The following is a 24,977-nucleotide window of genomic DNA, read 5'->3' as shown; positions in this document are numbered from 1 at the left end:
TGACTGGCGACCGCCTCGTCCAGGGAAGGCTTTGCTGCCGCCGTTGCTCGCGCAGTATGCCGCCTATCTGACCCAGCATCGCGGTAATCCAGAGGTGACGGTTCACAAAAAGCTGGGCCACATCGGTAAGCTTCAGGATTACTTGATTCAGGCCGGCAAGGACTGGCACTCGATGCAGATAACCGATGTCGATGCATTTCTGGTTGGCCGCGCCGCGCGATATTCCCGATCGCATGTGAGCGATCTTGCTTGCACGGTACGCTGCTTTTCCCGTTTCCTGCACTGGAGTGGACAGAGTCCGGTCGATATCAGCGAGGCCGTGATCGCGCCCGTGCAACGACGGCACGAGCGACCGAGACGCGCCCTTTCCTGGGACAATGTGAAGCGGCTCCTGATGGCCGTGGACAGATCAAGTCCGCAGGGCCTTCGCGACTACGCGATCCTGCTGATGATGAGCACCTATGGCTTTGGCGCCGGCGAGATCATCCGCTTGCAGTTTCGGGATATCGACTGGGATAATAGCACACTGTCAGTCCTTCGCCCAAAGACGGGCGTTGCATTCACGCTGCCGCTGTTGCCACCCGTCGCCAAGGCGCTGGCAGAGTATCTACGCCACGGCCGGCCCGCTGATACACCCACCCGCCATCTTTTCGTGCAGATGAAGATGCCGCTGGAGCCATTCGCGGCTTCGAGCGCGATACGCCACATCGTGATGAAGCATGCGAAGATCGCGGGGATCGATGCACCATTTCTGGGCAGCCATGTATTGCGACATTCTCACGCGGCGCGCCAGATAGACCTGGGTGCGCGGCCCCAAGTGATATCGGATCTCCTTGGTCACCGGGATCCAGAGTCGGTCTCGGCCTATGTGCGGATCGCCACCGCGTCCCTGCGCGAGATCGCATTGCCGGTGCCGACATGACCACCGTCATCGTCCTGGAAGAGTTAAGGAACGACGCCGCGAGCTTCCTGGCGTTCAAGCGCGCCATGGGCCATCCCTATCGACGCGGCGAGTTTGAGATCGAACGCTTCCTTCGCTTCGTCGAAGACCAGTGGGGCGACGATGTCGATATTTCGCTGGCCGAAGCGATTAGCCGCTGGTGTGGGCGTTTGCCCGACCGCAAGGCCGTCACGCTCGGCAACGAGTTCGGGGTCATTCGTCAACTTTGCCTGCATCGCCGTCGTCGCGATCCCACCAGCTATGTGCCCGAGCACGCCTTTGCGCCGGTGAAGGAGTCGACGTTCTTTCCTTACATTTTCAGCCGCGACGAGATCCGCTGCATTCTCGCCGCCGCGTCAGCGCACCAAGGCCGCTTCATATGGGCATCTATGCTGCGAAGGCTGATTCTCGTGCTTTACTGCACCGGCCTCAGGCTCGGCGAGGCGGTGCGTCTGACCATGGATGATGTCGATCTCGACCGTGGGACCTTGCTCATACGCAACAGCAAGCGGCGTACGCGTATCGTCCCCATGCGCGACGATCTTGTCGCAGAGCTTGGCCTCTATGTCGATGATCGATGCCGGGTGCTTCACGATCGTGGTCAAGGGGATTGCGAAGCTCTGTTCGTTCGCCTCAACGGCGCGCCACTCCATACCCACGCGGCGTCCGACGCTATTCGCAAGCTCCTGCGCCGCCTCGATATTAAGCCTGCGCAGGGGCGCGTCGGAGCGCGCCCATATGAGTTTCGGCATGCGTTCGCGGTTCACCGCCTGACAGCATGGGCGGAGGAAGGTGCTGACATTCACGCCAAGCTCCCCTGGCTTTCGGCCTATCTCGGGCACCAGAACGTCATTGGCACCGAGGTCTATCTGAAGGCGACGCCGCAACTCCTGGAACTCGCGAGCACGCGCTTCGAACAACATATGCGACACGCCAGGCAGCCACGATGAGTAAGGCAGGACCTCAGATGCTGTTCGCTTTGGTGGAGTCGTTCTTCTCCAACTATCTGCCGCGTCAGCGCGGCGCGAGCCCACATACGACGCGCGCCTATCGCGACACGCTCAAGCTGCTGTTTCAGTTCGTTGCCCAGCGGCGCGGCCGCGAGGTCGCCGCGCTTGTGCTGGAGGATCTCGACGCCGACACCGTCGCTGGGTTCCTCGATCATCTCGAGGGCGGAAGATCCAACTCCACCGCGACGCGCAACTGCCGCCGTGCCGCGCTTCGCAGCTTCTTCAAGCACCTCTTGCGCAACGATCTCGACAATGCGCTCCGTTACACGCAGGTGTTGGCGCTGCCGTCGAAGCGGGCGAGGCAGAAGCCCGCAACCTACCTCGAAGCAACCGACGTGCGGGCCATCATCGCCCATCCCGATCGGCGGACCCGCAGTGGCTGGCGCGATTACACGCTGCTGCTTTTCCTCTATAATTGCGGCGCCAGAGTGAGCGAAGCAACCGGCCTGCTGTGGCAGGACCTTCAACTGACGCCACCGCACCAGGCCCGATTGCGTGGGAAGGGCCGCAAGGAGCGGCTCGTTCCGTTATGGCGCGAGACGGCCGACGCGTTGCGGCGCCTGCAAAACCTGTCGGGCGCTGCGGGCCAGCAGCATGTTTTCATGAACCGCCACGGCCAACCGCTGACCCGCGATGGAGTCGCGTACATCCTTACCAAGCATGCCTCGCCAGTCGTCCAGGATCGACCCAGGCTGGCGCGTGACCGCATCACTCCTCACGTTTTCCGCCACAGCTGCGCCGTCGCGCTCCTGCAGTCGGGCACCGACGTGACCGTGATCCGCGATTATCTCGGTCATTCCAGCATCGCGACCACGAACCGGTATATCTCGACGAACCTGAAGATGAAGCGCGATGCGCTACAGAACTTTTGGAAGCACGCCGGTATCGAACCCGCAAAGGCCACGCCTTGGAAGCCAAAGCCGGATCTGCTTTCGTACCTGCGGTCCCTATGATTTTATCACGAGATCCACACTGACCTTTCCCGCCGATCCCGGACGTCAGAATCGCGTCGCCCCAGATAAAACCATGCTCTGGATAATGGCTCCAGCAAAGGGCGCGGGTCAGCGGCGCCGGCAGGCGGTCGCCATGGAACAGGGCATTATAGCCGGCATAGGCATCAGCCTGAAGAATGCCTCTCCAACTGCGCAGATGGCTCACAGGATGCTCGCCTCGCCGGTCCCGGGAATAATGGAAGATCGCTGCGGGCGGTGCCGGTCCGCCAAAAGGTCGATCATCCCGAACATAGGTCCAGATCCGGCCCGTATCGGTCTTGGTCTTGGCCAGCACTGGCACCGTTGTATCGTCGCCATGCAATCGCTCGGCGGCAAGGACGTGGGCTTCGATCAGCAGATAGAGCGGCATCAGCGCGGCAGCGCAGGTGCCGACCTGATCGGCCAGAGTGGAAAGGCTCAGGTCCACGCCTTCCCGGGCATAGCGATCACGCTGGCGGTTAAGCGGTTGATGCGCACCGAACTTCTCGAACAGCAGCATCGCCAGGAAGCTGGGGCCAAAGAGCCCGCGGGGCGTGACGTGGAACGGCGCCGGCGGTTGGGTGATCTTCTCACAATCCCGGCAGGAGAACTTCTCCCGCACGGTCTGAACCACCTTCCACTGTCGCGGCACGACCTCAAGCGTCTCGGTGATATCCTCGCCCAGCTTGCACAGCCGTTCCGAGCCGCAGCAGGGGCAGGCATCGGGCGCGGCGATGACGACGCGCTCGCGCGGCAGATGCTCGGGCAAGGCCTTGCGGGCGGGCCGCTTGCGCTCGAACGGTGCGACATTGGTCTTCGCCGCTGCCAGGGCAGCCAGGAACTCTTCTTCGCTGGCAGCGGTCTCGCACTCCTCGAAGGTCAGTTCCATTTGGTCGAGCAGATGGCGCGTGCGCTCGGAGCGCTGGCCAAAAAGGGTGCGGCGCATCTTCTCGTTCTGCAGTTCGAGAAGGGCGTTACGGGCTTCCAGGTCGGCGTTGATGGCCTTGATGCGGGCGACTTCAGCGGCGACAGCCTCGGCAGCGGCAAGCCGCTCGCGAAGGCTGTCGATCTCTGCTTGTGCCTCGTTCCCCATGGCCAATAGCATAGCCAAAAAGCACCGGAATCTCTAGCTTTTTAGGTCATGCTAGGGCTTTTATCCGGCCAATGTCGGGCGCCATGTGGCCTGCGGATTACGCCAGTCGATCGCCTCCAACATGCAGGCCATCTGCGAAGGGGAGATGGCAATCACGCCGTCCACGGCCGAAGGCCAGATGTACTTCCCGCGCTCGAGACGCTTGGCATAAAGCGACATGCCGACACCATCATGCCAGATGATCTTGCAGAGGTCGCCGCGGCGTCCCCTGAAAATGTAGAGATCCCCGGCGAAGGGATCACGTCCGAAACTCTGCTGCACCTGCAGGGCCAGGCTGCGCATGCCGCGCCGCATGTCCGTGTGCCCCGTTGCAATCCATATCCGAACGCCGGAGGGGACTGGGATCACGGCTTGACCGACCGCAGCACTGCCGACACCAGTCCGGGCGAAGCACCAGCGGGAATACGCACGACCGCCCGTTCGAACTCCACGATGATCGCCGATCCGCTCACTGGCATCGGATCGGGCTGCACCTGCACTTCTGCAAAGCCTTGGGCTGCCTGCCCCATCTGCCGCCGCCATCTGTAGATCTGGTTCGGCCGCAGATCGGCACGGCGGGCAATCTCCGCCACGTTCGCGCCGGGCGCCGAAACCGCCGCGACCAGTTCGCGCTTCTGCTGGTCGGTCCATACCCGCCGCCGCTCCGGCCCCGAAATTACCGTGATCTGACTCATCGCACCGTCCCTAGTATCGGTGCAAACACCGGCGCTTGCACCGGTGCCATGTCAAAATATCAGCCGATCACCGCAAGGCGGCTCTCACCGGAGCGATACCACTCAGACGAGATTTTTCATTTCCTAGGTGCGGACGGGCGGCTTTCCTTTTCTGAGCACCCGAGACTAGCCGAAAGGAGGCGTTCGTGATGCATGATCGTGTGGATCAGCCTTGTCCGCGTCTACCCCGGGCAGGTCGATTAGAAACCCTCGATAAGCTTAGTGTGGACTATGACGACCGGAATCCGTCGCCGACGGACAAGGATGTTGAGTATCCGGCGCAGGAACTGCCTGCCGCGACTTTCCCGGCGAGGGATCTGAGCAGGGTGGGCTTTCGGTCCAATGCTGAAGGCAAGCGATGAACTGATTCCGTTTGAGAGAGCTCCTGACTGCGCAGGAAAGCCGATCGACTCCATGGCCGACATGCGGCTGGGCGGATCATTCCCGAAGAGACTCTGTGGCGCCTTGCTGCTTTCGACAAGTGCGATGATCTCAGCACAAACCCGATCCCAGTCCTCGAGTAGGTCGGGGGCAGGAGGATAGCTCTTGCAACAAAAGGTCGCGCCGACTTCGAGATTGCCTGCGTGAGGCAACGGCGTCTCGGCGAAGAACGCCTGCAACAGGCCCCCAAAGGTCACGTCGCAAGCCTGGCCGAGGATCGGCGGTCCCGCCATCCACCACGATTTCCAATGCGACGTATCGGCCTTTTTGGCGCTCGATTTGAGACGGGGTGCAGCGACGTACCAACCAAATGGTAGGGTACCTGCCTTCTTGCCTCGCAGGTCAACATCTTGGGCCAGCGCCACATCGGAATTGGACGCCTTGAACAAGTCAAAGCGCGGCCACTTGGAGAGGAGGTCAAATTCCTTCTTGGTGGATCCCTTCATCGGACTAATCGGAACGGTCGGCTTGGTGATCTGGTTGAGCGTCTGTGTGACCTTGGCCTGCAGCAGCGTCGCGCGCGCGCGCGTAATGCCTGGGCCTTTGCCATTGGGAAGGACGAGTTCGTCAAACGCGAACAACACCGCGTCGCCTAGTTCAGTTCGTTCGGGCTCAGAGGCGATGTCCGCAAGCGGGATCTTGTCGATCCACGCAAGCCGGATCGTTACATCGTACCGTGCTCCACGCGTTTGGACGAAGCTTCTCTGAAGCAAATGGCGCAGGGCTTTCAGGTAGGTCGGCCCAAAAAGTGTGGACAGCTGCTTGAGTTCGCCCTTCGTTGACGTCGCGATCGCATGGCGCCGCGTCAGCGCGTCGATATCCGCAACCATCTTTTGATTGATCGATATACGCACGAAAACCTCTTAGCCAATACGCGTGAGACTGGGATATCTCCGTACGATCGACGCCGCATATCTCAGCGAAGCAGTAAAGGCACGCATCGCTGAACTGGATGGCGATGAACCGGGCGATGAGTCCAAAGCTGAGGACTGAACCTTCGGCTCGTGTCTGGGCGGCCTCCCGGATGCGGCACGGATGTCGACGTCTTGGACCACCCAAACTCACATGGCATAACGCCGCACAATCCTTTTTTGCGCGCTCCAGCCATCCCAACCCTTTTGGCTACCTTGGCGTGGCCGCCGCGTTAGGCGGCAATACCCGTCTCTAGGGCGGAGGTGGCGGGGAAAAAGGCAGGGCCGCTTGGAGCGCAGCGTCGAGATCAGGCGTGTCTAACCGCACGACATGATCGATATCGCAGTAGAATTCCCAAGCCGCAGTGACATACTCCGCCCGTCGGCTTAGCAACGCTTCGCCGGTCAGCACTCGCACTAGCAGATCCCGGAAAACTTTGTCCTCACCGACCTTCGGTAGACGGCGAACGCAGCGCACAGCCACATCAAAGATATAGACCTTGAACTCGTCTCCCACATTGGCGGCACGCAGGATTTGCTCGATGACGTCACCAAGAGTAATGATCGCGGCACGGGGAATCCGGTTCTCGCTGCGGTCTAGGGTGTGCCCTTCGGTGTCGCGATGGTAGTTGCCTTGGGGCAGTCGACATACAAGCTCAATCCAATCGGTCAGCGCTGCCACCATCCGATACAAAAGCTCCGAGCTGCGGGTCGGCCATTCAGCGGTGCGATCTACGTCAGAACCGCTCTCGTCATGGACCTTCAACAAGGCTTTGACGAAGTGGTCCGCGTACATCAGCCAAACATGCGATTGCACGTCCTGCCGCGCAGCATTGGTCACCATCAAGTCGAAGAAGGTGATCGTTGCAATGCCCGGGTCGCGATGGCAACCGATATCAGTCCATTGTCGGTCCGGCCTGAGACTGAGCGAGCGGACATAAGCGATGTCATTATCCGGATTGAGCCGCGCAAGAAAATGCTCGGCGATCGGCGTATAAGCCTCAATCGTATCCACCACGGATGCGTCGTTTAGAAGGACAGCTAGAAGCGGGCTATCTTCGCCGAAACGACGGCCGTTGAAATGGTCGGCACCGCCAGACTGCTCGATTTCAAGGTATAAGGTACTTTCAGAATCCGCCGCTAATTCGGTGATGAAGAGCTTCGTGAAATTGCTGGCGACAAAGCCCGGCAGTACCATCAGCCGCGCGCCAAAGGCAGGGCGGTGCTGCACAAGATAGCGGCGCAATCCCGGATCCGTCAGCAGCTTTTTACTGATCCGGTTAGCTGCGTCTTCGATGTTTCGCCCATGAGGCAGTATCCACCCAAGCCATCCCGCTTTCTCACGAGTCCATGCCACTACAGGATGCCACCACCGCAACGGCGGTGCTGTCCGCTCGCCAAAAGGCAGGCCCGCGATCAACAGACCCCGGTTCGGCGCGCGAAGTCGCGCCCACCAGTCATAGTGGCGCTGGCGCAAAAGCTGGCGTTGTTCCGTGCGGCCAATGAGATCGAGTTGCGGGTCAACAAGATCGACTAGGGTTGCATACTCGCGCCCACGTAACAAGCGGTCGATTGTAATCTTAAAAACCGGAAGTGACCCTGGCGCGATCGCGTTAATCTGGAACATTATCCCAATGAATATCGTCCATATCGCTGATACCGCGAAAGCGGCGTCACGGGGCGCAAAGGGGTTCTTATCGCTCATTATCAGCGCGGCACAAAAACCGTCGCTGAAAGCTGCCGGGCATCGAAGCTGTGTGACAGGGTAAAACTCAAAATAGAGTACCAGCACGAGCGCAGGTAACGATACAGCCAGAATGCGCCACATCGTCACGCGCAAATGAAGTTGGCGGACTCGTGGTAGGAAGCCGAGTGTGGCGAGCACAAGCGCCAGTAAGGTTATGAAGCCATCGGGAGTCATCGTAGCCGCAATATCCATCAGGTAGGACGACCGCCCCCTGCAGTCGCGCGGTGTGTCGAATGGGCTGGAGTTCGCGCGCTATCAATTGGCGAATCGCTTGTTCCAAAGGATCGCCTCCTCTGGCGAACTGCGCGGGCAAAATAGCCTCGCCCGCGCCTTCTATTTTGGTCGAGTTCTACCGCCCAGTTTATATAATCATGGCTCGCGCACAAACATCCAGCCCCCGTTGATCTTTCTTGACCGGGCCAGTCCGCGCCCGACGAGACGGCTAGCCACGCGATTTACGTCCCAAACAAGCTCGTCAATTGCATCGGCGAGTTCCAGGGCGCTGCGCGGCTGAACGTCATCCATTGCATTCAGAACGGCATGCTCGATTCCAGGGTTGTAGATGGGTTCGCGATTCCCCTTCTCGAAGCGATCGCACCACAGGATGTGGCCGCGCCACACGATGAAATGGCTCTCGCATCCGCCTTCGCGCCAGACCGAGGGGAAGAGAGTGAGTCCTTCTCCACGCATGTCAAAGCGCCAGGCCTTGTCAGCACGACTATCCAGGTTGATCACCAGCGTTTCGCCGCACCCGTCCGGACAGGCCATGATGATTGATCTTGGCCGGACACGCACGACCATCGAGGCGTCGCCGGGAGCGGTCAGTGATGTCTCAGCCTGATCACGGTATTCCGCAGGTTCAAGCATACGGACCATACGTGCGGGTTCGGTCATTTTTCGCTCCTATGGCAGTTGGCGGGCCGGACAGGCAGGCTCCACGTGGAGCCCTTGGCCAAGGCGCCCATGGAAGAGCACACCACGCAGTCGGATTGCACCGGGACGGCCATTTCCTTCACTCGTCCGCGAATACCATCGTATATTTGATAGCGCGGCTTGACCGGAACTGGCGTGACGGCCCCGAGCAACATGGTCGTCGCAAGCGAGCTCACAGTCGAATTGATCGACAGGACGGCAGGCTGGGGTTCGCGCTCACCATGGACATAGGGATCCGCTGCCCGCTGCTCCGGGGTCAGCATCTCCCGCCGGATCGCCTCGCCATCTAGGGCACCCGAGCAAGTCAGGCAGGGAAGCCCCGTGGCGAGCATCTGCACCCGCCCAGTGATGTGGCTAACGGCCTCATTCGCGACGGTGATGCTGACCCCCATGTCGATCACGGGCACGAGATATTGGTAGGCAGCTTGGTTGACGACCGCCCGGCTCGCGTGGGAATCGGTGCACAGAAGCACGAAGTCGAATGTCGCGATGAGCTTCGCTACCTCCTCATCAACGATGTCCGCCTGGTGCGGAAACACCGTTGCTTCGGGACTGATAGCTCGGATCATCCTGGCCGCAACCTCGACCTTCGGCTGCCCGACATCCGAGGGGATGGAACCGACAAGTCGGTTGAGATTGGTCGCCTCGATCAGGTCGGGGTCGATCACTGTTATCCACGACGCGCCGAGATGGGCAAGCTGTTGGCACGCCAGAGACCCTGTTCCACCAGCACCGATCACGCCGAAGCGGAGGCGACGCAGCAACCTCTGCCCTGGCGCCCCGAATGCCCGCACCTGCCGATCATCGCGTTCCTGGTCGGTCACACCTTGCATGGGCGAAAGGAACTTGAGGACTTTCCCGACCTCCCACACTTCCACCTCTTCATCACTCCCAAGACGACGAGCGCGGCAGCCATGCGGTCCGATCACCAAGGCGACATGCGGCATCGGAGCCGCCCGCCGGCCAAGATATGAACCCAGTTCGGTTTCACCCGCATCATCGACCGGCGAAAAACGAGGATGCCCCGGACTGTCGGGATGGGTATGGATACCGATGACGGACATACCGGTGACCCGACTGCGGTGCGCCACCTCGATGAGGAAGGACGGTTTGAGGACCGCAGATACGCAGGTGCGATTCTCATACGCATCCACCGGCACCGGGCTGGCATCGGCGACGATCCATGTGTCGCTATGCGCATCGTAATGGGCATAGCCGATGGCGCAGCTCTCCAGACCGCTGGCGTCGAGCAGCGTCGACGCCAGGTCAGAATAGAGAGGTGCAGGGAAGCGGACGCGGCTCATTGCACCTGCCTCATGCGATCGATCACCACGTTCATCCACGTCGAAAGGGTATCGCGGTTGGGATTCCAGGGACCCGTGAGATGCCATGAAAACCACAGAGCCGGCTCGACGGTCTCGGGGATCGGAGTGGGTGCCGAGTTCTGCGGCGGCCCCCCGTGAGCGAGGCGCAACTCAGGGTCCGACCAGAAGCAGTCGAGCTGCGCGAACGGATAGCCCGGGGGAACGATGAAGCGGATGGTGGTCGAAGCCTTCGACCACCCCTCCGGCAGACGAACCCCCGGCACGGTGACGAGCGTGGTGCCGCTCGGCAACTGCCGGGTCTGAACATCGCCGAAGCGCTCCCGCAGCTGCTCCAGCTGCATTGCAAGAATGCCCGACATCAGCCGAAGTTCGCCTTCGGGACCGACGAGAAGCGGCGGACACCGTGCTTCGGGACGAGGCTCACGGACTCGTCATCAGGGATGATGCGATCCGGATCGTCGCCTTCACCCTCCAGCGAGAGGTCATGCTGCGGATCCCAGTCCGGAACCATCGCCTTGATCTGGGCACCGGTCAGCTTTTTCTTGTCGGTCTCATAGGCCTTGCCGTTGACGAAGAAGGTATAGGTGACCTTGTTGGGCGCCGTGATGAACTTCTCGACGCCGTCTCCAGTGAGATCCGCCTCGGTGCCCGGTTCGATCAGCTTGTCCTTCCCACCGCGGACCTCCAGGAACACGGCTTCGTCGTCACCGATGTCGACGAGCGCACGCAGCACCGCTTCGGGGATCGACGAGCGGCCCCATACGATGCGGGCTTCATTGAGCTTGATGCGGTAGAGGGGGTCGGTGCTGAACGCGATGAAGCGGTAAGCGCCACGGTCACGCAGATCGACGTCCTCGTCCGCCCGGACATCCTCGAAGTCGCCCTCGGGAGTGATGAGGAAGAGGGAATGGCCGTCGATGTCCTTGATGCCAGCCTTCTTAAGAATCTGGCGACCGAGCGGAACGGGATCGTCCAGAATGAGCGAGCTGAAGTCGACGCTGTCGAGGGAGAACGACACACGGTAGCGTCCGGGGCGCAAGGGGCGGTCCTCCTGCACGGCGAGGGCGACATCGTCGATGTCGGGGGTTTCGATAAGGGGCATGTTTTATTGTATTCCTGCGGACCTAGGCATGATTGCGTCGGTCTCACAGGGTCAATCTCGCCAGCAACAGCCGACCGGTAATTTTCGTCAGAGATTTTTTTCCAGGCTGCCGTCAACCACCGGACCGCAGGTGAAGAAGGCAGGGCAGAACGGGCAGGTGCGATCCGACCGATCGGGTGCGAAGCTCCCTTTGCCCATGGCCGTGAAAATCTCGACCAGCTTCTCACCCCTTGTCCCAAGCTGTTTCGGATTGAAGGCGACCGGCGTTGATAACTCGTCATCCCCGAGGTGAATGATCTCGGCACTGCATCCCGGCAGAGAGAAAGATGCTGCGATCTGGAAGGCGGCATCCGCGAGACTCTTCCCGGTCGACGACGAGCTGTGTCCTGTTCTGACCATGCGGACGGCATGTCGTCCGCCAGCCATGGCCACGACATCGTCCGCCTCTGCCGTGATCGTGTTCGTTCCAATAATCGCCTTGAGGCCCACGGCACTCATCCGGGTCGTGCCCGCCCTCATCCTCACGAACCGCTGCAGAAGCGTCGCAGCCACGTCGCGGTGCTTCCGATACTCCTCACCGGCCAGCGGCCCTTCGGACCAGCGCTGCTCCAGTAGCCTCTCCATATCGTCGAGCGAGGTCGAGGAAGGCTGCGTGGAGGCGATCTCCGTCACGACGTCACGCACCAGGTCGTGCATCCTCGTCATGGTAGTGGGTGTACGGCGTCCGCCCACCCCAAGGACATGGGTGTAGAGGAAGCGACGGGGGCAGCGCTCGTAGAGGTTCAGTTGGGCGGTCGTGATCCTGATAGCAGAACCCAGGGTGATCGGCAGCGGCAGATCGTCTGGATCAGGACACTGGTTGGCGTTGTCCTTCGCCTCCCGCATGGCGCTGATGCCCAGCTTGCCGATGAAGGCCGATGGATCACGTCGCGCCTTTGCTGCCGTCTGCCTGGCCGAATAGAGCAGGAGTCGGTCCCGTGCGCGGGAGGTGGCCACATAGAACAAGCATTCCTGCTCGAGAGCATGATCTGCGGCACCTATCTCCATCGTGCCGCCCTTGCCGCCCTCGATCATGCCATCAGGCACCGGGCAGGCAGGCTTTCGCCACGAGTTCGGCATGCCGTTCTTGTTCAGCCCCATCACGTGAACGACGGGAAATTCGAGCCCCTTGCTCCCATGGATGGTCATGAGCCGGACCGCGTCGATGCCCTGTGCCGCCTGCGGCAGCTGGCGAAGGTCCCGCTCATCGGCGAGCTGGATTAGTCGCCTGATACCATCGAGAGTGCGCTGAACAGGCAGCCCCGGTCCTGGGCGCTCAGCCTGCAGAAAGCCCATGAGCTGCCAGATTGCGATGCCCATCGATCGGCTGGCGACATCGTCTGTTGAAGCTAGAGATGCTGCGGCGCGCGTCCGATCCAGAAGGACATGCGCAAGCACAGTCCAGGGCTTTGAGCCACTATCGAAGCCGGCGACCATGGCCCCAGCCTTGTTCACCGCCGCCATATCGGCCGCATCGAGCATCGGGATCGACGGTGAGACACCGGTCCACGTGAGTGGGTCAGCTTCGGCCAGCCGAAGATGGCCAATCATTGCCGCGGCACCCTTCAGGCTGATGCCTGCTGCCAGATCCGGCAGCGAGGGGTTGCGGACGAGGCCCATTGCGCGCCGGTCAACGAGCAGTGACAGGACGGACAGCAGGTCCTTCACCTCGGGCCGCTCGAAGAGGTTTCCTAGATAGAGGACCGGTATACCGCGACGCTCCAGTTCACGTCCCATGCGGTTGAGCCGATCGTTTCCGGAGCAGAGCACGGCCTGATCCCGGAAGGCCACGTTCTGGGAGCAGCGCAGAATTTCGTCGGCGAGCGCCGCGGCCTCGTCGTCATTGTCACCGAAGGTCACATGCTCGGGCGATATTCCGCTGGACGGTCGATGGGCGTCGAGCTTTGCATCGCTGGTGCCGGCCTGCATGGTGGCGCCGAAACGAGAGAAGGCCTCGACGATCTCAGGTGTCGACCGATAGTTGAGGCGGAGACGACCGCCGGTTCCGTCGGGGAAGTCCTCGCTTCTGAAACGCGACATGTTGAACGAGGAGGCGCCACGGAACCGGTAAATGGCCTGCCGTGCATCGCCGACGGCCCAGAGGTTCTGGCCACCATCCGTCAGATGCTGGAGGAGCCGCACGCTGCTGCGGTTCACGTCCTGATACTCGTCGACGAGGATGTGGCTGTAGGTGCCGCGCAGGATGGAAACGACGTCGGGCGCGGTGTCGAGGAGTTTCACGGGCAAGGCCACCAGATCGCCGAAGTCGACCGCGCACTCGCCCCGCTTCAGCTCTTCATATCTCCGGTAAACGAGCGCCACTTCGGCACAACTCTCTGCCGCTTTGCGTGCGGCCGGATCGGTCGCCCTGTCCAGCATATCTTTTGCGAGGGCGGCGTAGCGATCGGCATCGGCCACCTCGTCCTTGGCGCGCGAAATCGCCGTGAACATGTCCTTGAGCGGGCGGTCGGGATTCATGAATTCCCGATGGTGCACGAGATCGAGAGCGAGATATTCTCGCTCCATGATGGTGATCGCCTCGCTGCGATCCATCATCCTGGGTTCCTTGGGGAAATGCAGCCGACTGTGATATCGGCGAACAAGGTCGAGACCGAACGCGTGGAATGTGCCGATCCACATTGCCGGTGCCGCCTCTGAGCGGAGACCGGCAATGCGCTCGGTCAGTTCACCAGCAGCCTTGTTCGAGAATGTCAGGACGAGGATCTTTCGCGGATCAATGCCTTCGTCGACGAGACCGGCCACGCGTCCGACCAGCGTTTGGGTCTTGCCCGTCCCCGGACCGGCTTCCAGAAGATAGGGTATGCCACGGTGGGCCGCAGCCTCGCGCTGCTCGTCGTTGAGGGGCTTGGGCGGCTTGGCCTCACCTTCCTCTGATTCAGGCTCAATCTGCGGGAGGAGCAGGGCGTCGAGAAGCTGAAGTGCCACGACGTCATATGGAGCGCGAATCCTTTCGGCGATCTGCGAAGCCGTCATCCCTTCCAGATGGAGCGACCGCACCCATCCGCGCGGCAATAGGAGTTCGCGACCGAAGAGGTCCATCTGGATCTCACGCCGCTGCCGTCGGCTGTAGTCCACGACGCGATCCTCACCGACCGGAGCCGCCTCAGACGATCGCATCGGATCGACGTCGTGCGCCACGTGCTCGACGCGGTCATCACCAAGCGTGGCGTGGCCGAGTTCGTGGCCCACGAGGAAAGCCTTGTAGAAAGTCGATCCTGCATCCTCGTGCCGGATGGCCCTGTAGATCGGGTCGAATTGCGCCCTGCCACCATCAAGCACGAGGCTACCCTGCTCGACCGCTTCGATGTCGAGTCCTAGATCGGATGCGACGGCTCTGACTATCGCCCCCGGATCCCACGGATCAGAGCCCTTCGAGACTACCTTCTCATGAAGCGCCGCGGCGCGCTGCCGCGCGAGTTCGACAGCATCCATGGGTCAATCCCGAGATGCCAGCAGTCGCTGAAGCTGCTCTTCCGGAACTTTGTTCTGCTTGAGCAGATCCTCGAACGAGATCTTCTCCTGCTCGGCGGTCGGGGCCTTATCGGCCTTGTAGCTAACCCCGAGCGCGAGGCGGGGAGGTCCGGCCATGAAACGACGCAGTTCGTCTGTCGTGGTCCGCAGTCCCTGAGCAAGGGCGTCGATGAACGATGTGGGCACGCTCATGATGTCCACGAGTCTGGAGCTGAAGCCCTTGATGACACCACTGGGCACACCGAGCGACTGGCGTAGAGCCACGAGTTCGGCGGGCTTGGTGTTTGCGAAGGGATCGACGACAGGCTCGGACGCTCGGGCGCTGGAAGCCGCCCGAAAGGCCGCAAGGGAGGTTTCGACCCATGCTTCGTCGGTCGGCGCTGTGATCTCCTCCGTCGCATGCTGAAGTCGCAGGTCGAGAGACAGGTCGATCAGCTGGTCGGCGAGGTACGGATATGCCTTAAGATAGCGCTCCAATGTCGCGCTGTCCCGCTGTGGCTCGACCGCGAACGCGAGGAGGATGTCCTCGGCGGGGTCATTGCTGTCAGTCATTGTCGTCTCCAATCGACAGAGCCTGCCGTAACAATTGGTATGCCTCGTCGCGCCGGTTCCGAACGGTCTTCTCGGATTTGACGCCGATCGTCTTTCGGATTGTCATAACGCTATCGTCGGACGAATCGATTGGCATTTCCATCATGGTCAGCTCGATGACTCTGCGGTGCTTGTCTGGTAGGTTCCTTATCGCTGCAACGAGGCGCGACCGGTAAATTGGATCTTCGGAAAGCAGTTCCTTTTTGAGGTCGAAACTCCCAACGGCGCGTTCGACGGCGAGTGATGGCTCATTCGTTTCATCGTCAGCCTCGATCGGCTCGCTGCGGGCGGACTCTCTCCTAGCCCGGTACATATATGTCGTGCGGAGCCCAGCGATGGCGTCGGCAAACATGACCTCATAATAATCTAGCCAAGATCCGGGGGTGGATCGGTCCTCAACCAACTTAGCGATGAATTTGCCAGCGATGTGATCTCGCGCAGCTGCGGCATGGACGTTCTCCGGCCCATCGGCCCGTTCGCCCGCGACGCGAGGTAAGGCGGCATCGATGCGGCGCATCAGCTCCCTGAAAAGTTCGTCGAAATATCGCTCGTCATTATTCGCACGCGTCTGCCGTATCAGATAGACGATGCATTCCGACTTCAGATAATGCGGTGACGACCTGTCGCGAATCTTGAGGGCGGCAACAATCTCCTCGCGCGGCAACGCGACGAGCCTCTTCAGATCTTCCTCGACGTCAACGCGGCGCTTGTATGGCGCGCCATTGGATCGGCATTTAGTAAGCGGTCTTACGTCTCCAGTCCCCAATCTCACCCCCTGCTCACGCCTGCCATCACCTTGACAGCTGTAGCGCCCTCGAAATCTCGCGTCGATGGAGTGCCCGGTTGTCTTCAGACTTGGTGCCCCCACCATCGCCTTTATATAGGTCGATGATGACAACCATCCAAGCAGGGGATTTCCCGGGAAGGTCCGTGTTGCCGCCGCAATACGCCTTTACAGCTTCTAACCGGGGGTCTCAGGAGTGGCCTTAGCGTCCGCTTTTCCAGTTCCGCTCTCGAGAGCGGACCGAGCGCAAAGTCGATGGGTTTCGGGCGCCGGCAGGCGTACGAAAGCCTGACATGTACGACCCGCGGGGGCTTGGCGACGGTCTATGAGGATTTCGCTTTTCGGACGACTCTGAGGAGCCATTGGTCGGTTATGAAGCCGGCGGTGTTCAATGCAGACGGGCGATATTGCTGCCAGCTTCGATACCTGTTTCGGCGAGATTCACCTGCGAACAGCATCGACAACGGCACGGGATTGGGAAGCGGCACAAGGGCGCCTCTGACCCGGGGCACGGTGCCCACGAGCATTGTTGTTGCCATGCCATGCCGGGTCATGGCGCGACCTCCCGGGTCGGTAGTGCAGGGAACGGCGGCGGCCGGGGCTGTCGCCAGCGCTCGAAGACCTCGATGATGATCATACGCCCACCGCAGCAGGGACAGAGTGGACGCAGATCGATAGGTCTGTCCGGTACGCCCTCGTCGGGTGCCGGCGGGACGACGTCGAGCAGTTCGCGGGCACGCGCGAGACTGGTTTTGCGCGAGGAACTGGCGAGCAGGCCATAGTGGCGAATGCGGTGGAAGCCGCGTGGCAGGACGTGAAGCAGAAAGCGGCGGATAAATTCGTCGGCGCTGATCGTCATGATGCTCTGCCGTTCGTCGCCGGCGCGCCGATAATCCTTATAACGGAACGTGACTTCCTGACGGTCGAACGCGACCAAGCGTCGGTTCGAGATGGCAACCCGATGGGTGTAGCGCGAGAGGTAGGCCAGTACGGCCTCGGGACCGGAGAAGGGCGGCTTGGCATAGACCACCCAGCGCTTCTTTCTGACCGGTGCCAGATGACGCAGGAAGGCTCGCTTATCGGCGAGGCCGGCCATGGATCCGAAGAACGCGAGCTTGCCGGTGCGGTGCAACTGGGTCAGCCGGGTGAGGAAGAGACGGCGGAACAGTGCGCCCAGAACCCGCACCGGCAGGAGAAAGGCGGGGCGCGAGGAGATCCATCGCGTCCCGTCCAGCGCAATACCACCGCCCGGCACGATCATGTGAACATGCGGATGGTGTGTCATGGCCGATCCCCATGTGTGAAGTACAGCCGTGATGCCGATGCGGGCGCCGAGATGCTGCGGATCGGCCGCGATCGTCAGCATCGTCTCCGAGGCCGTGCGGAACAGCAGGTCATAGACGACCGCCTTGTTCTGGAACGCGATATCGGCGATCTCCACCGGCAGCGTGAAGACCACATGGAAGTAGCCGACCGGCAACAGGTCCGCCTTGCGCTCTGCCAGCCAGGTACGCGCGGCGGCGCCCTGGCATTTCGGGCAGTGCCGATTGCCACAGCTATTATAGGCGATCCGCCAGTGCCCACAGTCTTCGCAGGCTTCGACGTGACCGCCCAGGGCAGCGGTGCGACAGTTCTCGATCGCCGTCATGACCTTGAGCTGGATGTAGCTCAGATGCCCGGCATGGGTGTCCCGATAGGCGGGACCAGCAGTGCGGAAGATGTCGGCAACCTCGAGTAACGAGCGCAACGGCTCAGCCGTCGGGCACCGCCTGTTTGGGGCCGCATATGGCCAGTCGATCGAACGGGCTGACGACGGCGCGCGCGGTTCGGGTCGCAACTTTGGTGTAGAAGGCGGTCGTACTCAGGTTCGCGTGGCCCAACAGCGCCTGAATGACGCGGACATCAACCCCTTCTTCCAGCAGATGGGTGGCAAAACAGTGCCGCAACGTGTGCGGCCCGACCCGCTTGCCAATGCCGGCCGCCCGTGCGGCTTCGACGACAACGCGGTGCAGATGCCGGGGACTCATCGGCTTGAGATAATGTTGGCCGGGGAATAGCCAGCCGTCGGCATGCATGACCCCCTGTTGCCGCCCGACCTTCCACCACTCACGCAACAAGGCGAGCAGATCGGCCGGCAAGATCGCGTTGCGATACCGGCCGCCTTTCCCCCGCTCGACCCTGATCAACATGCGCTCACTATCGATGTCGCGGACTTTGAGCATCGTCACCTCAGCGGCACGCAGGCCCGCCCCATAGGCAACTGACATAGCCGCCTGATGCTTGAGGCTCGTTGTTGCTTGGAGCAGCCGGGCGACCTCTTCGGGACTGAGCACGACGGGCAAGGAGCGGGGATGCTTGACCTTGTAAAGCCTGCGGGCAAGGTCGGGCCGGTCGATGGTATGCGTGAAAAAGAAGCGCAGCGCCGCGACGATACTGTTCATCGTGGGCGCGCCGACCCCGATCTCTCGCTGGTCGATCTGGAACTGGCGCAGATCCTCTGCCGTCGCTGTATCGGGAGGACGCCCAAGATAGGCGGCAAACCGCGCGACATCGCGGATATAGTTGCGCTGGGTTTCGCGCGTAAATTCGCGCATGTTCATGTCATCGATCATGCGCTGACGCAGCGAACTGGCGGGCATTTCCAAAACGGGATCAATCATGGTTCGACTCCTTTGCTGAAAGGAGTCGCGATGCTCTGCCCATGCCCGGCAACGCTCAACCGAAGCAAAATCTCAGTTGGTCAGGACGACCTCAATCCAGGCACCCATCCCGCGGCAGCGGGTTCGTACAAGTCCCATGCCCGGCCAGAAAGTGGCCCCGCGGGATTGCAACTTTGCGCAAATACCTATGGGATTCGTGTCTGCATTTCAGCATCTGTTTCTGGTTGAGACTGACCAAAAATGGCGCGACGGAGAATACTGATTTATCGCGTGACATCTCGTCGGCCGTGGCAAACGGGGCTCCGTGCCGGGATGAAACCAAAAAAAGGGGGAGGGGAGTGGCTTGGCGTCAATTTGGATACGATTGTATGTGTTTCGAAGGGGTTGACATGCTATCGTAGCCGCGAAGCGAGGTCCTATGGCAGAGCAAAGCATCCCAGATTCAGACGCGCGAAATTCTGATTCCGTGAGGTTCCCGCCGCGCGCTGGGGATTGGTTGTGGCGCCCTTGGTATGCCAAACTTTGGTGGGGATCAGCGATTATGTTCTGGTCGGTATTTCTGTCGGTGCCGGCTTCCGTATTTCCGACCCACATCATAGTCCCACTCGGTGCCTTGCTTCATCCGTTTGTGATCATACCGGTATTGGGTTTCGGTTTTTTCCGGGCATGGTTCGGCTTTCAATTCAAGGCGGAGAAAGGTGATGGTTTCGCCTGGAGTCGGCATGATGATTCCCATCATCATTTCGCCACTTTTAAGAGAATGGATCCAACGGACCCCGCAAATTCGCGATACTATGGACATCCTGGCAATCCGACCAGTCAAGCGTGGCTGGACAGGCATGTGAGAGGAAAGCATTAATTCTCTTCTGTCGACGGAGAGCCGTCTCCAAGACCTGATGTACGATCGCCGCTAAAGCGACCACTGTCCAAAATTCTGGATTGCTCCATCGAAGTCAGCGGGGCGGTTAAGTCCAGGGTCCCTCGACCGGCGGCGGCGTGATTGAGATAGCGATTGCGGAGTCCATCTGGTCCCAGCAGGCGATGGCTCAGTTCATCCGCAAAGTCTCTTGAGGGGTTGGCCGACCTTGAAGTGGCGCGCTCTGCCGCAGAAATAGCATTGCGAACATCATAATTGACAATATCGATACTCGCCGCAGCGTCGGTAGCGCCCGTTCCAGTATCCGACGTCTCCAGCCCAGCTTGGCCGCTGAAATTCCCGCTTGTGTGGCGGTGGCTGCCGGGCTTTGATCCACTGCTTTCTACAGATCCACCAATAGTAGCCCCGACGGATGAGCGGCTACTGACCTGATGGCTAGCACTTCGAGACAAAGACCGCGTCCACCCGGTCTGCACCATGATCGCCTGGACGTCCCTTTGGAGCGTATCTGCCACCTGCGGTTTGAGGCGCCAGTTTCCCTGCCGGTCCATCTCGAACCCGCCCTTGAGCCAATTGGCCATCATGGCATGACCCTCTGAGCCACCGCCCAGGAAATGCTCGACCGTATCCGGCCCCGCCTGCTTGCCCGCCTCGAACCGCGTGCTGGTGTCAGACCGTGCCGACCGGCTGAACCCGGTGCTGCTCGACACCAGCAGATCATTATGGGCAAAGCTGAACCGCGCCCGCCCGCCATTGGCGATGGCACCCAGCTGGCTTTCATTGATCAGCCCGGATCTCCACATCTGCGCCGCTGCGTCAGGCGTCAAATTGAGGTTGAGATCGCCATTCTGATCCATCGCGATCTGGCGTCTCGAGAGGCCTATGCCATTCTCACGGAGCAAGGCCTGCATGCGTGTCAGGCGCTCATTATCGACGATCCGGGTCAGCCGCTCATTGCGAGACCGATCGGCAACACCCTCAGTACCGCCTTCATTCATATCGACCTGATTGCCCGCCGTGCGGCTCAAGGCCTGGATAAAGCTGTCGAGGCGCGCCGCTTCCCGCACCGTTGCGCCGGCGGCCGCAGCGCCTTCGGCAAATCCGAAATTCTCAGCTTCCCGGCGCTGTTCGCCGATCCTGGCGGCCGATCGCGTCCCATCCAGACCGACCTCGCGCTGCGCGTCGAGCTTGCCCGACCGCTCGGCAAAATCATAGCCGGCGGCGTCCCGAGTGCGGCCATAGACGCTGGTACCCTCCCGCGCCGCTTCGGCCGTCGCACCATCGGCGGTCCCGACCTGTGTCGCAGCATTATAGCTTTCAAGCGCGTGCATGACCTGAGCTTCATTCCGTCCCGTTGCGCGGGAGAGCTGCGTAATGGCCGTGGATCGCGCTTCGCCGGAAAGGGCATTGATGAATCCGATGCGGCGGCCGGTTTCATCAAGCGAAAGACCGAGCATCGAGGAGGCGCTGCGGTGACCGGCATTATTGCCTGTGCGCCAAGCCTGCTCCGTAGCGACATTGCCCCGCTCGGTCGCCGCCACATGGTCGCCCGCATAATCCCGGCGGCCCTCCATGGCGCCGACCTGCACCTGGGCACCGGTGAGATCGTTGCGCAACATCTGCTCCTGATCGAAGGCGTTGGCGGTGATCTTGGCGAAGGTCGGATCGGCCGAAGCCTGTCCAATAAGCGTCGAGGCCTTGAGTGCCGCGTCCCTGGCGTCATAGCCGCTGCGCTCAAAATGCCGCTGCGTACCAGATAGCATCATGTCATAGGCGCGCTGGTCACCGAACGCCTTCCATTGCACCATATTCTGAGCGAATGCCGCAAAAGCCCGCTCGCCCGATTGCCCCTCGCCAAAATAGGTCGTGCCGAGTGCCCGCAACGTATCCTTCTCGGCAAAATTTTGGATGGCGCCCGTCGTCGCATTCGCCCAGACCGCTTGAGCGGTTGCCGGATTGCTGAGATCGCGCCCGGCAAGAGCAGGGGAGATGCCGCCCAGCTCTCGCGCGGCGTCGATGCCACCCAGCGCGAAGGCGCTGCCGCCCGCGAGGCCGCCACCATGCTCGCCCAAGACGGTTCCGGCCGCGCCGAAAGCCCGATTGCTGCTGAACGTCGTGCGCTCCCCAAAATCTCCAAAGTTCGACGCCATGCCTCTGCGCGCCATCGTGCCGGAGGCCGATGCCTGGGCTTCGAGCGCCGAGGCAAACCCTTCCCGCGTCATCAGGGGCGTCGCTGCCGCCGTACCCTGGCCCTGCGCCTGAAGCGCGCCGCCGGTGAAAGACGAGAACACATTGCCGGAGAAGCGGAACACGGTGAACACGAACGCCCCCGCTAGGCCCGCAGCGGCCGTGCGGAACGACCCAAAGATCGCAAGGGCCTTCAGCGCTGCCGACGGCGCCAGCATCCAAGCATTCGTGGCGACATGATTGGATCGCATCTCGGCCAGGACCGCCATCGCCCGGCCCAGGGTCAGCTGATAGATGCCCGCATCGATGACGCCCCAGAGCGCCACGAACACGAACAGGCCGAGCGCGAAGCTCGCGACACGCAGATTGATCGGCGTCAAGATGAACAGCAGCGCGATCGGCATCATGAACAACATGATCCCGAACACGGTGGCGCGGATCGTGGGCATCCACTGATTGGCGACCGACATGGTGGACAGCCCGCTTGACACCACCGCCCGGTTCGCCATCACCCGAGCCGCTGTCGCCGGGCTATCCTCGAACAGCACATCGCCGACGCTGCTGCCCAGCAGCACATCGGAGAAGAAGGCCTGGAGGGTAAGGGGCGTTCCCATCATCCCATCGCCAAGCTGCCCAAGGCGCGTGCGGCACCGCGCCAGCTGGTTGGCATCGGCAACATCATAGCCGCTGCTCTGGCAGACCTGACGGGCATAGTTGTCGAACAGAGTCGGGTCGCCGAGCCGAGACTGGATATGGTCCCAGGCTTCCTGGCAGCTCATGGTCGTGCCGCCCTTGTCGGCCGAGGTGAAGACGGTGCTGAAGGTGGCCGGCCCGGCCATGGCGGCAAAGGAGGCGGGGAGGTCCGTCGTGCCCCGGAAAAGCTGATCGTCGTCCACGCCATAGGCCGGCGAGACGCGAGCGACCGGATAGCATTGCCGGACATAATCCTTGATGGTCGCGTCGAGGAAGGTGTCGGTCATGGGCCCGCGCGGGGAGACGGCGTTCAAAAAGAGGTCGAAGGCATGACCGCCCGCGCCAAACTCCAGCTTCGCATTGGGGTCGGTGGTGTTGTCGTCGATCGTCTCGGCGAGCGCCCGCTCCATGAGGTTGGTGACGCCCGCCACCAGCACGATGAGATTGGGGACATCGCCGACCGGCTGATAGGCATTGCGGACCCGGTCATAGACATGGACGGTGCCGGTGGTCGCGACCAGGCCGACAAACAGCCCGATGCCGATCAGCATCTGGAACCCGAACGCAACCAGCCCCATGCCCTGGCCGCGGAACGAGGCGATCAGGACGCCGAGCGCGATCCCCACGACCGCGCAGATCAGCACCAGCGTTTCGTAGCGTGGATCGCCGAAGATCATCGAGACCAGACGGAACGCATCCACCGTTTCGGCAAAGCCGTCATATGTATGGAAACTGGACTCCAGAGCCAGCGCGGGCGTTGCCGCCAAAGCGAGCGGCAGGGCAAGGGCCGAGCGAAACAGGCGGCGCATGGGCGGTGCCTCCAAAGGGTTCATCGATTGTTGTTCGAAGCGGTGCCGGCGGTGTCGCGCGCATCGCGGTCGCGTGTGCGCAGCAGCCCGGCATAATTGGCCGAGAGGTTCGCCTGATTGAGCGCGGCCATGTAGCTTTGCCGCATCTGCGCGCGCTGGCGCAGCACCTCCTCGCGCAAATCCCTCAGCTGCTCGATGCCCTTGGATAGGATGCGGGTCTGGCAGATATTGGCGTTGCCGGCATCGGCCGCGCCGGCGGCGCTCGCGCCCCGTTCGGCATTGGAAACGGCAAAGTCGATCGACCGGGTGAGATCATTGAGCATCTGATAGGCAAGCGTGAGTGCCACCAGTTCATCGGTGTCGGCGATCACGGAATCGGGCACGCCCTCACGCACCCCCCATTCCAGCATGCGATAGACCGGCAGCGTGCGGACATTGGCGACAAATTGGCGCTCTTCGGCCGTCAACGCGGCGCGCGTGCGGATCTTGGTGGCGATCGACTGCATCCGTGTCCGGGCAAGTTCCAGTGCCCCTTTGCCGCCGTCCGGGGCGCAGTCCGCGGCAGACGGCGGTATGTTGAGCGAACGGCTCTGGACCTTGCCGGCGAGAAAATCCTGCGGGCTGTCGCTGTCCTGATGCGGGCAGGCTGGAATGGCGGAAAAGATTGGCACCTTGTCGGTCGCGTCCCAGCGCATATAGACGTCGCCCACGCGCGCCCGCATCACCGAGGCCCAGTCGCCGGCGCCGACGCGCGTCGCGGCATGGGAGAGAAGGGAGCCGGTGCGGAAGATGTCGGTCACCTCTGCCGGGCAGTTGGCGAGCGCGTCCTTCAGATCCTCGGTCGGATTATTCTGGTTCGCCTGTATCTTCTCGCGGCTCTGCTGGTAGCTTTTCGCGAAACCTTCCTTCACTGACTTGTAGCCGGTCATCTCCTCGATGATGCCCGACATATTGTCGTCGCCCTTGGCGATCTGTACCATGCGATTGGAAAGACGGCAGTCATTGACCTGGATGGAGTTCAGGTAATTGGTCGCTGCCTCCATCTTCGAGATGATATTCCCCATTTTCTCGTCGAGGGTTTCGAGCAGATATTGGAACGCGACCGCCGGCGCGGCCTGGAGAATGCTTTCCAGCTTCTGGACCAGATAGTCCGGATCGAGGAACGACATGCCCCCCAGAAACATGTCGATGCCGCCACAGCCGGCCTTCACCTTGGGGAGGGTGAGCGACATCAGATAATCGTCATGGACGTCGACGCGCCCGGACATGCCGCCTGCGGTCACATAGCCGCGCGTCTGGTCCTCGAAGGAGCCGGGCGAGGTATAGGTCACATTGTCGAACCAGCTTTCCGCCCAGCCTTGGGCGTATGCAGGCGCGGTCGTGCCGCAGGTGGCGAGCAGGCCGAGCGCGATCAGCGCACAGCGAGGACGGAGCGAAGGCATGGCGGGCTTCCTCTTGGAATGAGAAGGCGAAGATGCCGGCCCGCCATGCGCGGCATTTTCAAGGATGGTCGGATGTGGGAAATAACCTCGCAAATTTGGATCAATGATCCGAAATTGCGAGGTTGATGGACAGGCGGTCGGGTTGCTTCCGCCTGGG

At 61.5% G+C, this 24,977-nt stretch carries 18 protein-coding genes and 1 pseudogene; 3 read left to right on the top strand and 16 right to left on the bottom strand.

Annotated features, from left to right (window positions below; all coding sequences use genetic code 11):
* The first annotated feature begins 31 nt into the window (after positions 1-31).
* The 3 genes from K426_RS24685 to K426_RS24675 are packed head-to-tail and all read left to right on the top strand — an operon-like array spanning position 32 to position 2,903.
* On the top strand, positions 32-922 hold the full coding sequence (locus K426_RS24685; protein WP_197672816.1) for a site-specific integrase: 891 nt from the start codon (positions 32-34) through the stop codon (positions 920-922).
* A complete protein-coding gene (locus tag K426_RS24680) occupies positions 919-1,890 on the top strand; it encodes a tyrosine-type recombinase/integrase (RefSeq protein ID WP_066563387.1) in 972 nt (323 codons plus the stop codon). Before K426_RS24685 ends, K426_RS24680 begins: the two co-directional genes overlap by 4 nt.
* Positions 1,887-2,903 carry a site-specific integrase gene (locus K426_RS24675; RefSeq protein ID WP_066563385.1) on the top strand — a complete coding sequence of 339 codons (1,017 nt, stop codon included), beginning with the start codon at positions 1,887-1,889 and terminating at the stop codon, positions 2,901-2,903. The genes K426_RS24680 and K426_RS24675 overlap by 4 nt, the downstream gene beginning before the upstream one ends.
* Before the next feature lie 85 nt (positions 2,904-2,988).
* On the opposite strand, the pseudogene tnpC reads toward K426_RS24675, so the two are convergent.
* The 16 genes and pseudogenes from tnpC to K426_RS24590 all read right to left on the bottom strand — a co-directional run.
* Positions 2,989-4,014, bottom strand: a pseudogene (tnpC, locus tag K426_RS30570) (IS66 family transposase); the annotation flags it as partial.
* A gap of 60 nt (positions 4,015-4,074) precedes the next feature.
* On the bottom strand, positions 4,075-4,356 hold the full coding sequence (tnpB, locus tag K426_RS24665) for an IS66 family insertion sequence element accessory protein TnpB (RefSeq protein ID WP_061940009.1): 282 nt from the start codon (positions 4,354-4,356) through the stop codon (positions 4,075-4,077).
* Between the two features lie 62 nt (positions 4,357-4,418).
* Entirely contained in the window at positions 4,419-4,748 is a 330-nt protein-coding gene (tnpA, locus tag K426_RS24660) for an IS66-like element accessory protein TnpA (protein WP_066563377.1), read from the bottom strand.
* 239 nt (positions 4,749-4,987) lie between these two features.
* Positions 4,988-6,082 (bottom strand): hypothetical protein, encoded by a 1,095-nt coding sequence (locus K426_RS24655; protein WP_145907697.1) that lies wholly within the window; start codon positions 6,080-6,082, stop codon positions 4,988-4,990.
* A gap of 310 nt (positions 6,083-6,392) precedes the next feature.
* Entirely contained in the window at positions 6,393-8,078 is a 1,686-nt protein-coding gene (locus tag K426_RS24650) for a hypothetical protein (protein WP_145907695.1), read from the bottom strand.
* A 177-nt stretch (positions 8,079-8,255) separates the two neighbouring features.
* On the bottom strand, positions 8,256-8,780 hold the full coding sequence (locus K426_RS24645; protein WP_145907692.1) for a DUF6527 family protein: 525 nt from the start codon (positions 8,778-8,780) through the stop codon (positions 8,256-8,258).
* Positions 8,777-10,123, bottom strand: a complete 1,347-nt coding sequence (locus K426_RS24640; protein ID WP_066563365.1) for a ThiF family adenylyltransferase — start codon at positions 10,121-10,123, stop codon at positions 8,777-8,779. The genes K426_RS24645 and K426_RS24640 overlap by 4 nt, the downstream gene beginning before the upstream one ends.
* The gene (locus K426_RS24635; RefSeq protein WP_066563361.1) at positions 10,120-10,503 is read right to left on the bottom strand and encodes an E2/UBC family protein; all 384 of its coding nucleotides are present in this window, start codon (positions 10,501-10,503) and stop codon (positions 10,120-10,122) included. The genes K426_RS24640 and K426_RS24635 overlap by 4 nt, the downstream gene beginning before the upstream one ends.
* A complete protein-coding gene (locus K426_RS24630; RefSeq protein WP_066563357.1) occupies positions 10,503-11,246 on the bottom strand; it encodes a multiubiquitin domain-containing protein in 744 nt (247 codons plus the stop codon). Before K426_RS24630 ends, K426_RS24635 begins: the two co-directional genes overlap by 1 nt.
* An 87-nt stretch (positions 11,247-11,333) precedes the next feature.
* Complete coding sequence (locus K426_RS24625) at positions 11,334-14,738, bottom strand: ATP-dependent helicase (protein ID WP_066563354.1); 3,405 nt, start codon at positions 14,736-14,738, stop codon at positions 11,334-11,336.
* Between the two features lie 3 nt (positions 14,739-14,741).
* On the bottom strand, positions 14,742-15,329 hold the full coding sequence (locus K426_RS24620) for a hypothetical protein (protein WP_066563351.1): 588 nt from the start codon (positions 15,327-15,329) through the stop codon (positions 14,742-14,744).
* The gene (locus K426_RS24615; protein WP_145907689.1) at positions 15,322-16,032 is read right to left on the bottom strand and encodes a DNA-binding response regulator; all 711 of its coding nucleotides are present in this window, start codon (positions 16,030-16,032) and stop codon (positions 15,322-15,324) included. The genes K426_RS24620 and K426_RS24615 overlap by 8 nt, the downstream gene beginning before the upstream one ends.
* A 670-nt stretch (positions 16,033-16,702) precedes the next feature.
* Positions 16,703-17,899, bottom strand: a complete 1,197-nt coding sequence (locus K426_RS24610) for an IS91 family transposase (protein WP_066563346.1) — start codon at positions 17,897-17,899, stop codon at positions 16,703-16,705.
* Between the two features lie 4 nt (positions 17,900-17,903).
* On the bottom strand, positions 17,904-18,812 hold the full coding sequence (locus tag K426_RS24605; RefSeq protein ID WP_066563343.1) for a tyrosine-type recombinase/integrase: 909 nt from the start codon (positions 18,810-18,812) through the stop codon (positions 17,904-17,906).
* A gap of 855 nt (positions 18,813-19,667) precedes the next feature.
* Complete coding sequence (locus K426_RS24595) at positions 19,668-23,378, bottom strand: conjugal transfer protein TraG N-terminal domain-containing protein (protein WP_066563339.1); 3,711 nt, start codon at positions 23,376-23,378, stop codon at positions 19,668-19,670.
* 20 nt (positions 23,379-23,398) lie between these two features.
* On the bottom strand, positions 23,399-24,820 hold the full coding sequence (locus K426_RS24590) for a conjugal transfer protein TraH (protein WP_066563338.1): 1,422 nt from the start codon (positions 24,818-24,820) through the stop codon (positions 23,399-23,401).
* Between the last annotated feature and the right edge of the window lie 157 nt (positions 24,821-24,977).

This window comes from Sphingobium sp. TKS (genome assembly GCF_001563265.1).
In the GTDB taxonomy this organism is placed as follows: Bacteria; Pseudomonadota; Alphaproteobacteria; order Sphingomonadales; family Sphingomonadaceae; genus Sphingobium.
The sequence above is the reverse complement of the archived record's forward strand: the minus strand, read 5'-3'. Positions and strand labels throughout refer to the sequence as shown.

Excerpts from the sequence above, each read along its gene's own strand:
- K426_RS24620 (WP_066563351.1), bottom strand. The coding sequence starts at position 15,329 with ATGACTGACAGCAATGACCCCGCCGAGGACATCCTCCTCGCGTTCGCG.
- K426_RS24650 (WP_145907695.1), bottom strand. The coding sequence starts at position 8,078 with ATGGATATTGCGGCTACGATGACTCCCGATGGCTTCATAACCTTACTG.
- K426_RS24640 (WP_066563365.1), bottom strand. The coding sequence starts at position 10,123 with ATGAGCCGCGTCCGCTTCCCTGCACCTCTCTATTCTGACCTGGCGTCG.
- K426_RS24630 (WP_066563357.1), bottom strand. The coding sequence starts at position 11,246 with ATGCCCCTTATCGAAACCCCCGACATCGACGATGTCGCCCTCGCCGTG.
- K426_RS24595 (WP_066563339.1), bottom strand. The coding sequence starts at position 23,378 with ATGCGCCGCCTGTTTCGCTCGGCCCTTGCCCTGCCGCTCGCTTTGGCG.
- K426_RS24645 (WP_145907692.1), bottom strand. The coding sequence starts at position 8,780 with ATGACCGAACCCGCACGTATGGTCCGTATGCTTGAACCTGCGGAATAC.
- tnpB (WP_061940009.1), bottom strand. The coding sequence starts at position 4,356 with ATGCGCAGCCTGGCCCTGCAGGTGCAGCAGAGTTTCGGACGTGATCCC.
- K426_RS24590 (WP_066563338.1), bottom strand. The coding sequence starts at position 24,820 with ATGCCTTCGCTCCGTCCTCGCTGTGCGCTGATCGCGCTCGGCCTGCTC.
- K426_RS24625 (WP_066563354.1), bottom strand. The coding sequence starts at position 14,738 with ATGGATGCTGTCGAACTCGCGCGGCAGCGCGCCGCGGCGCTTCATGAG.
- K426_RS24605 (WP_066563343.1), bottom strand. The coding sequence starts at position 18,812 with ATGATTGATCCCGTTTTGGAAATGCCCGCCAGTTCGCTGCGTCAGCGC.
- K426_RS24680 (WP_066563387.1), top strand. The coding sequence starts at position 919 with ATGACCACCGTCATCGTCCTGGAAGAGTTAAGGAACGACGCCGCGAGC.
- K426_RS24635 (WP_066563361.1), bottom strand. The coding sequence starts at position 10,503 with ATGTCGGGCATTCTTGCAATGCAGCTGGAGCAGCTGCGGGAGCGCTTC.
- tnpA (WP_066563377.1), bottom strand. The coding sequence starts at position 4,748 with ATGAGTCAGATCACGGTAATTTCGGGGCCGGAGCGGCGGCGGGTATGG.
- K426_RS24675 (WP_066563385.1), top strand. The coding sequence starts at position 1,887 with ATGAGTAAGGCAGGACCTCAGATGCTGTTCGCTTTGGTGGAGTCGTTC.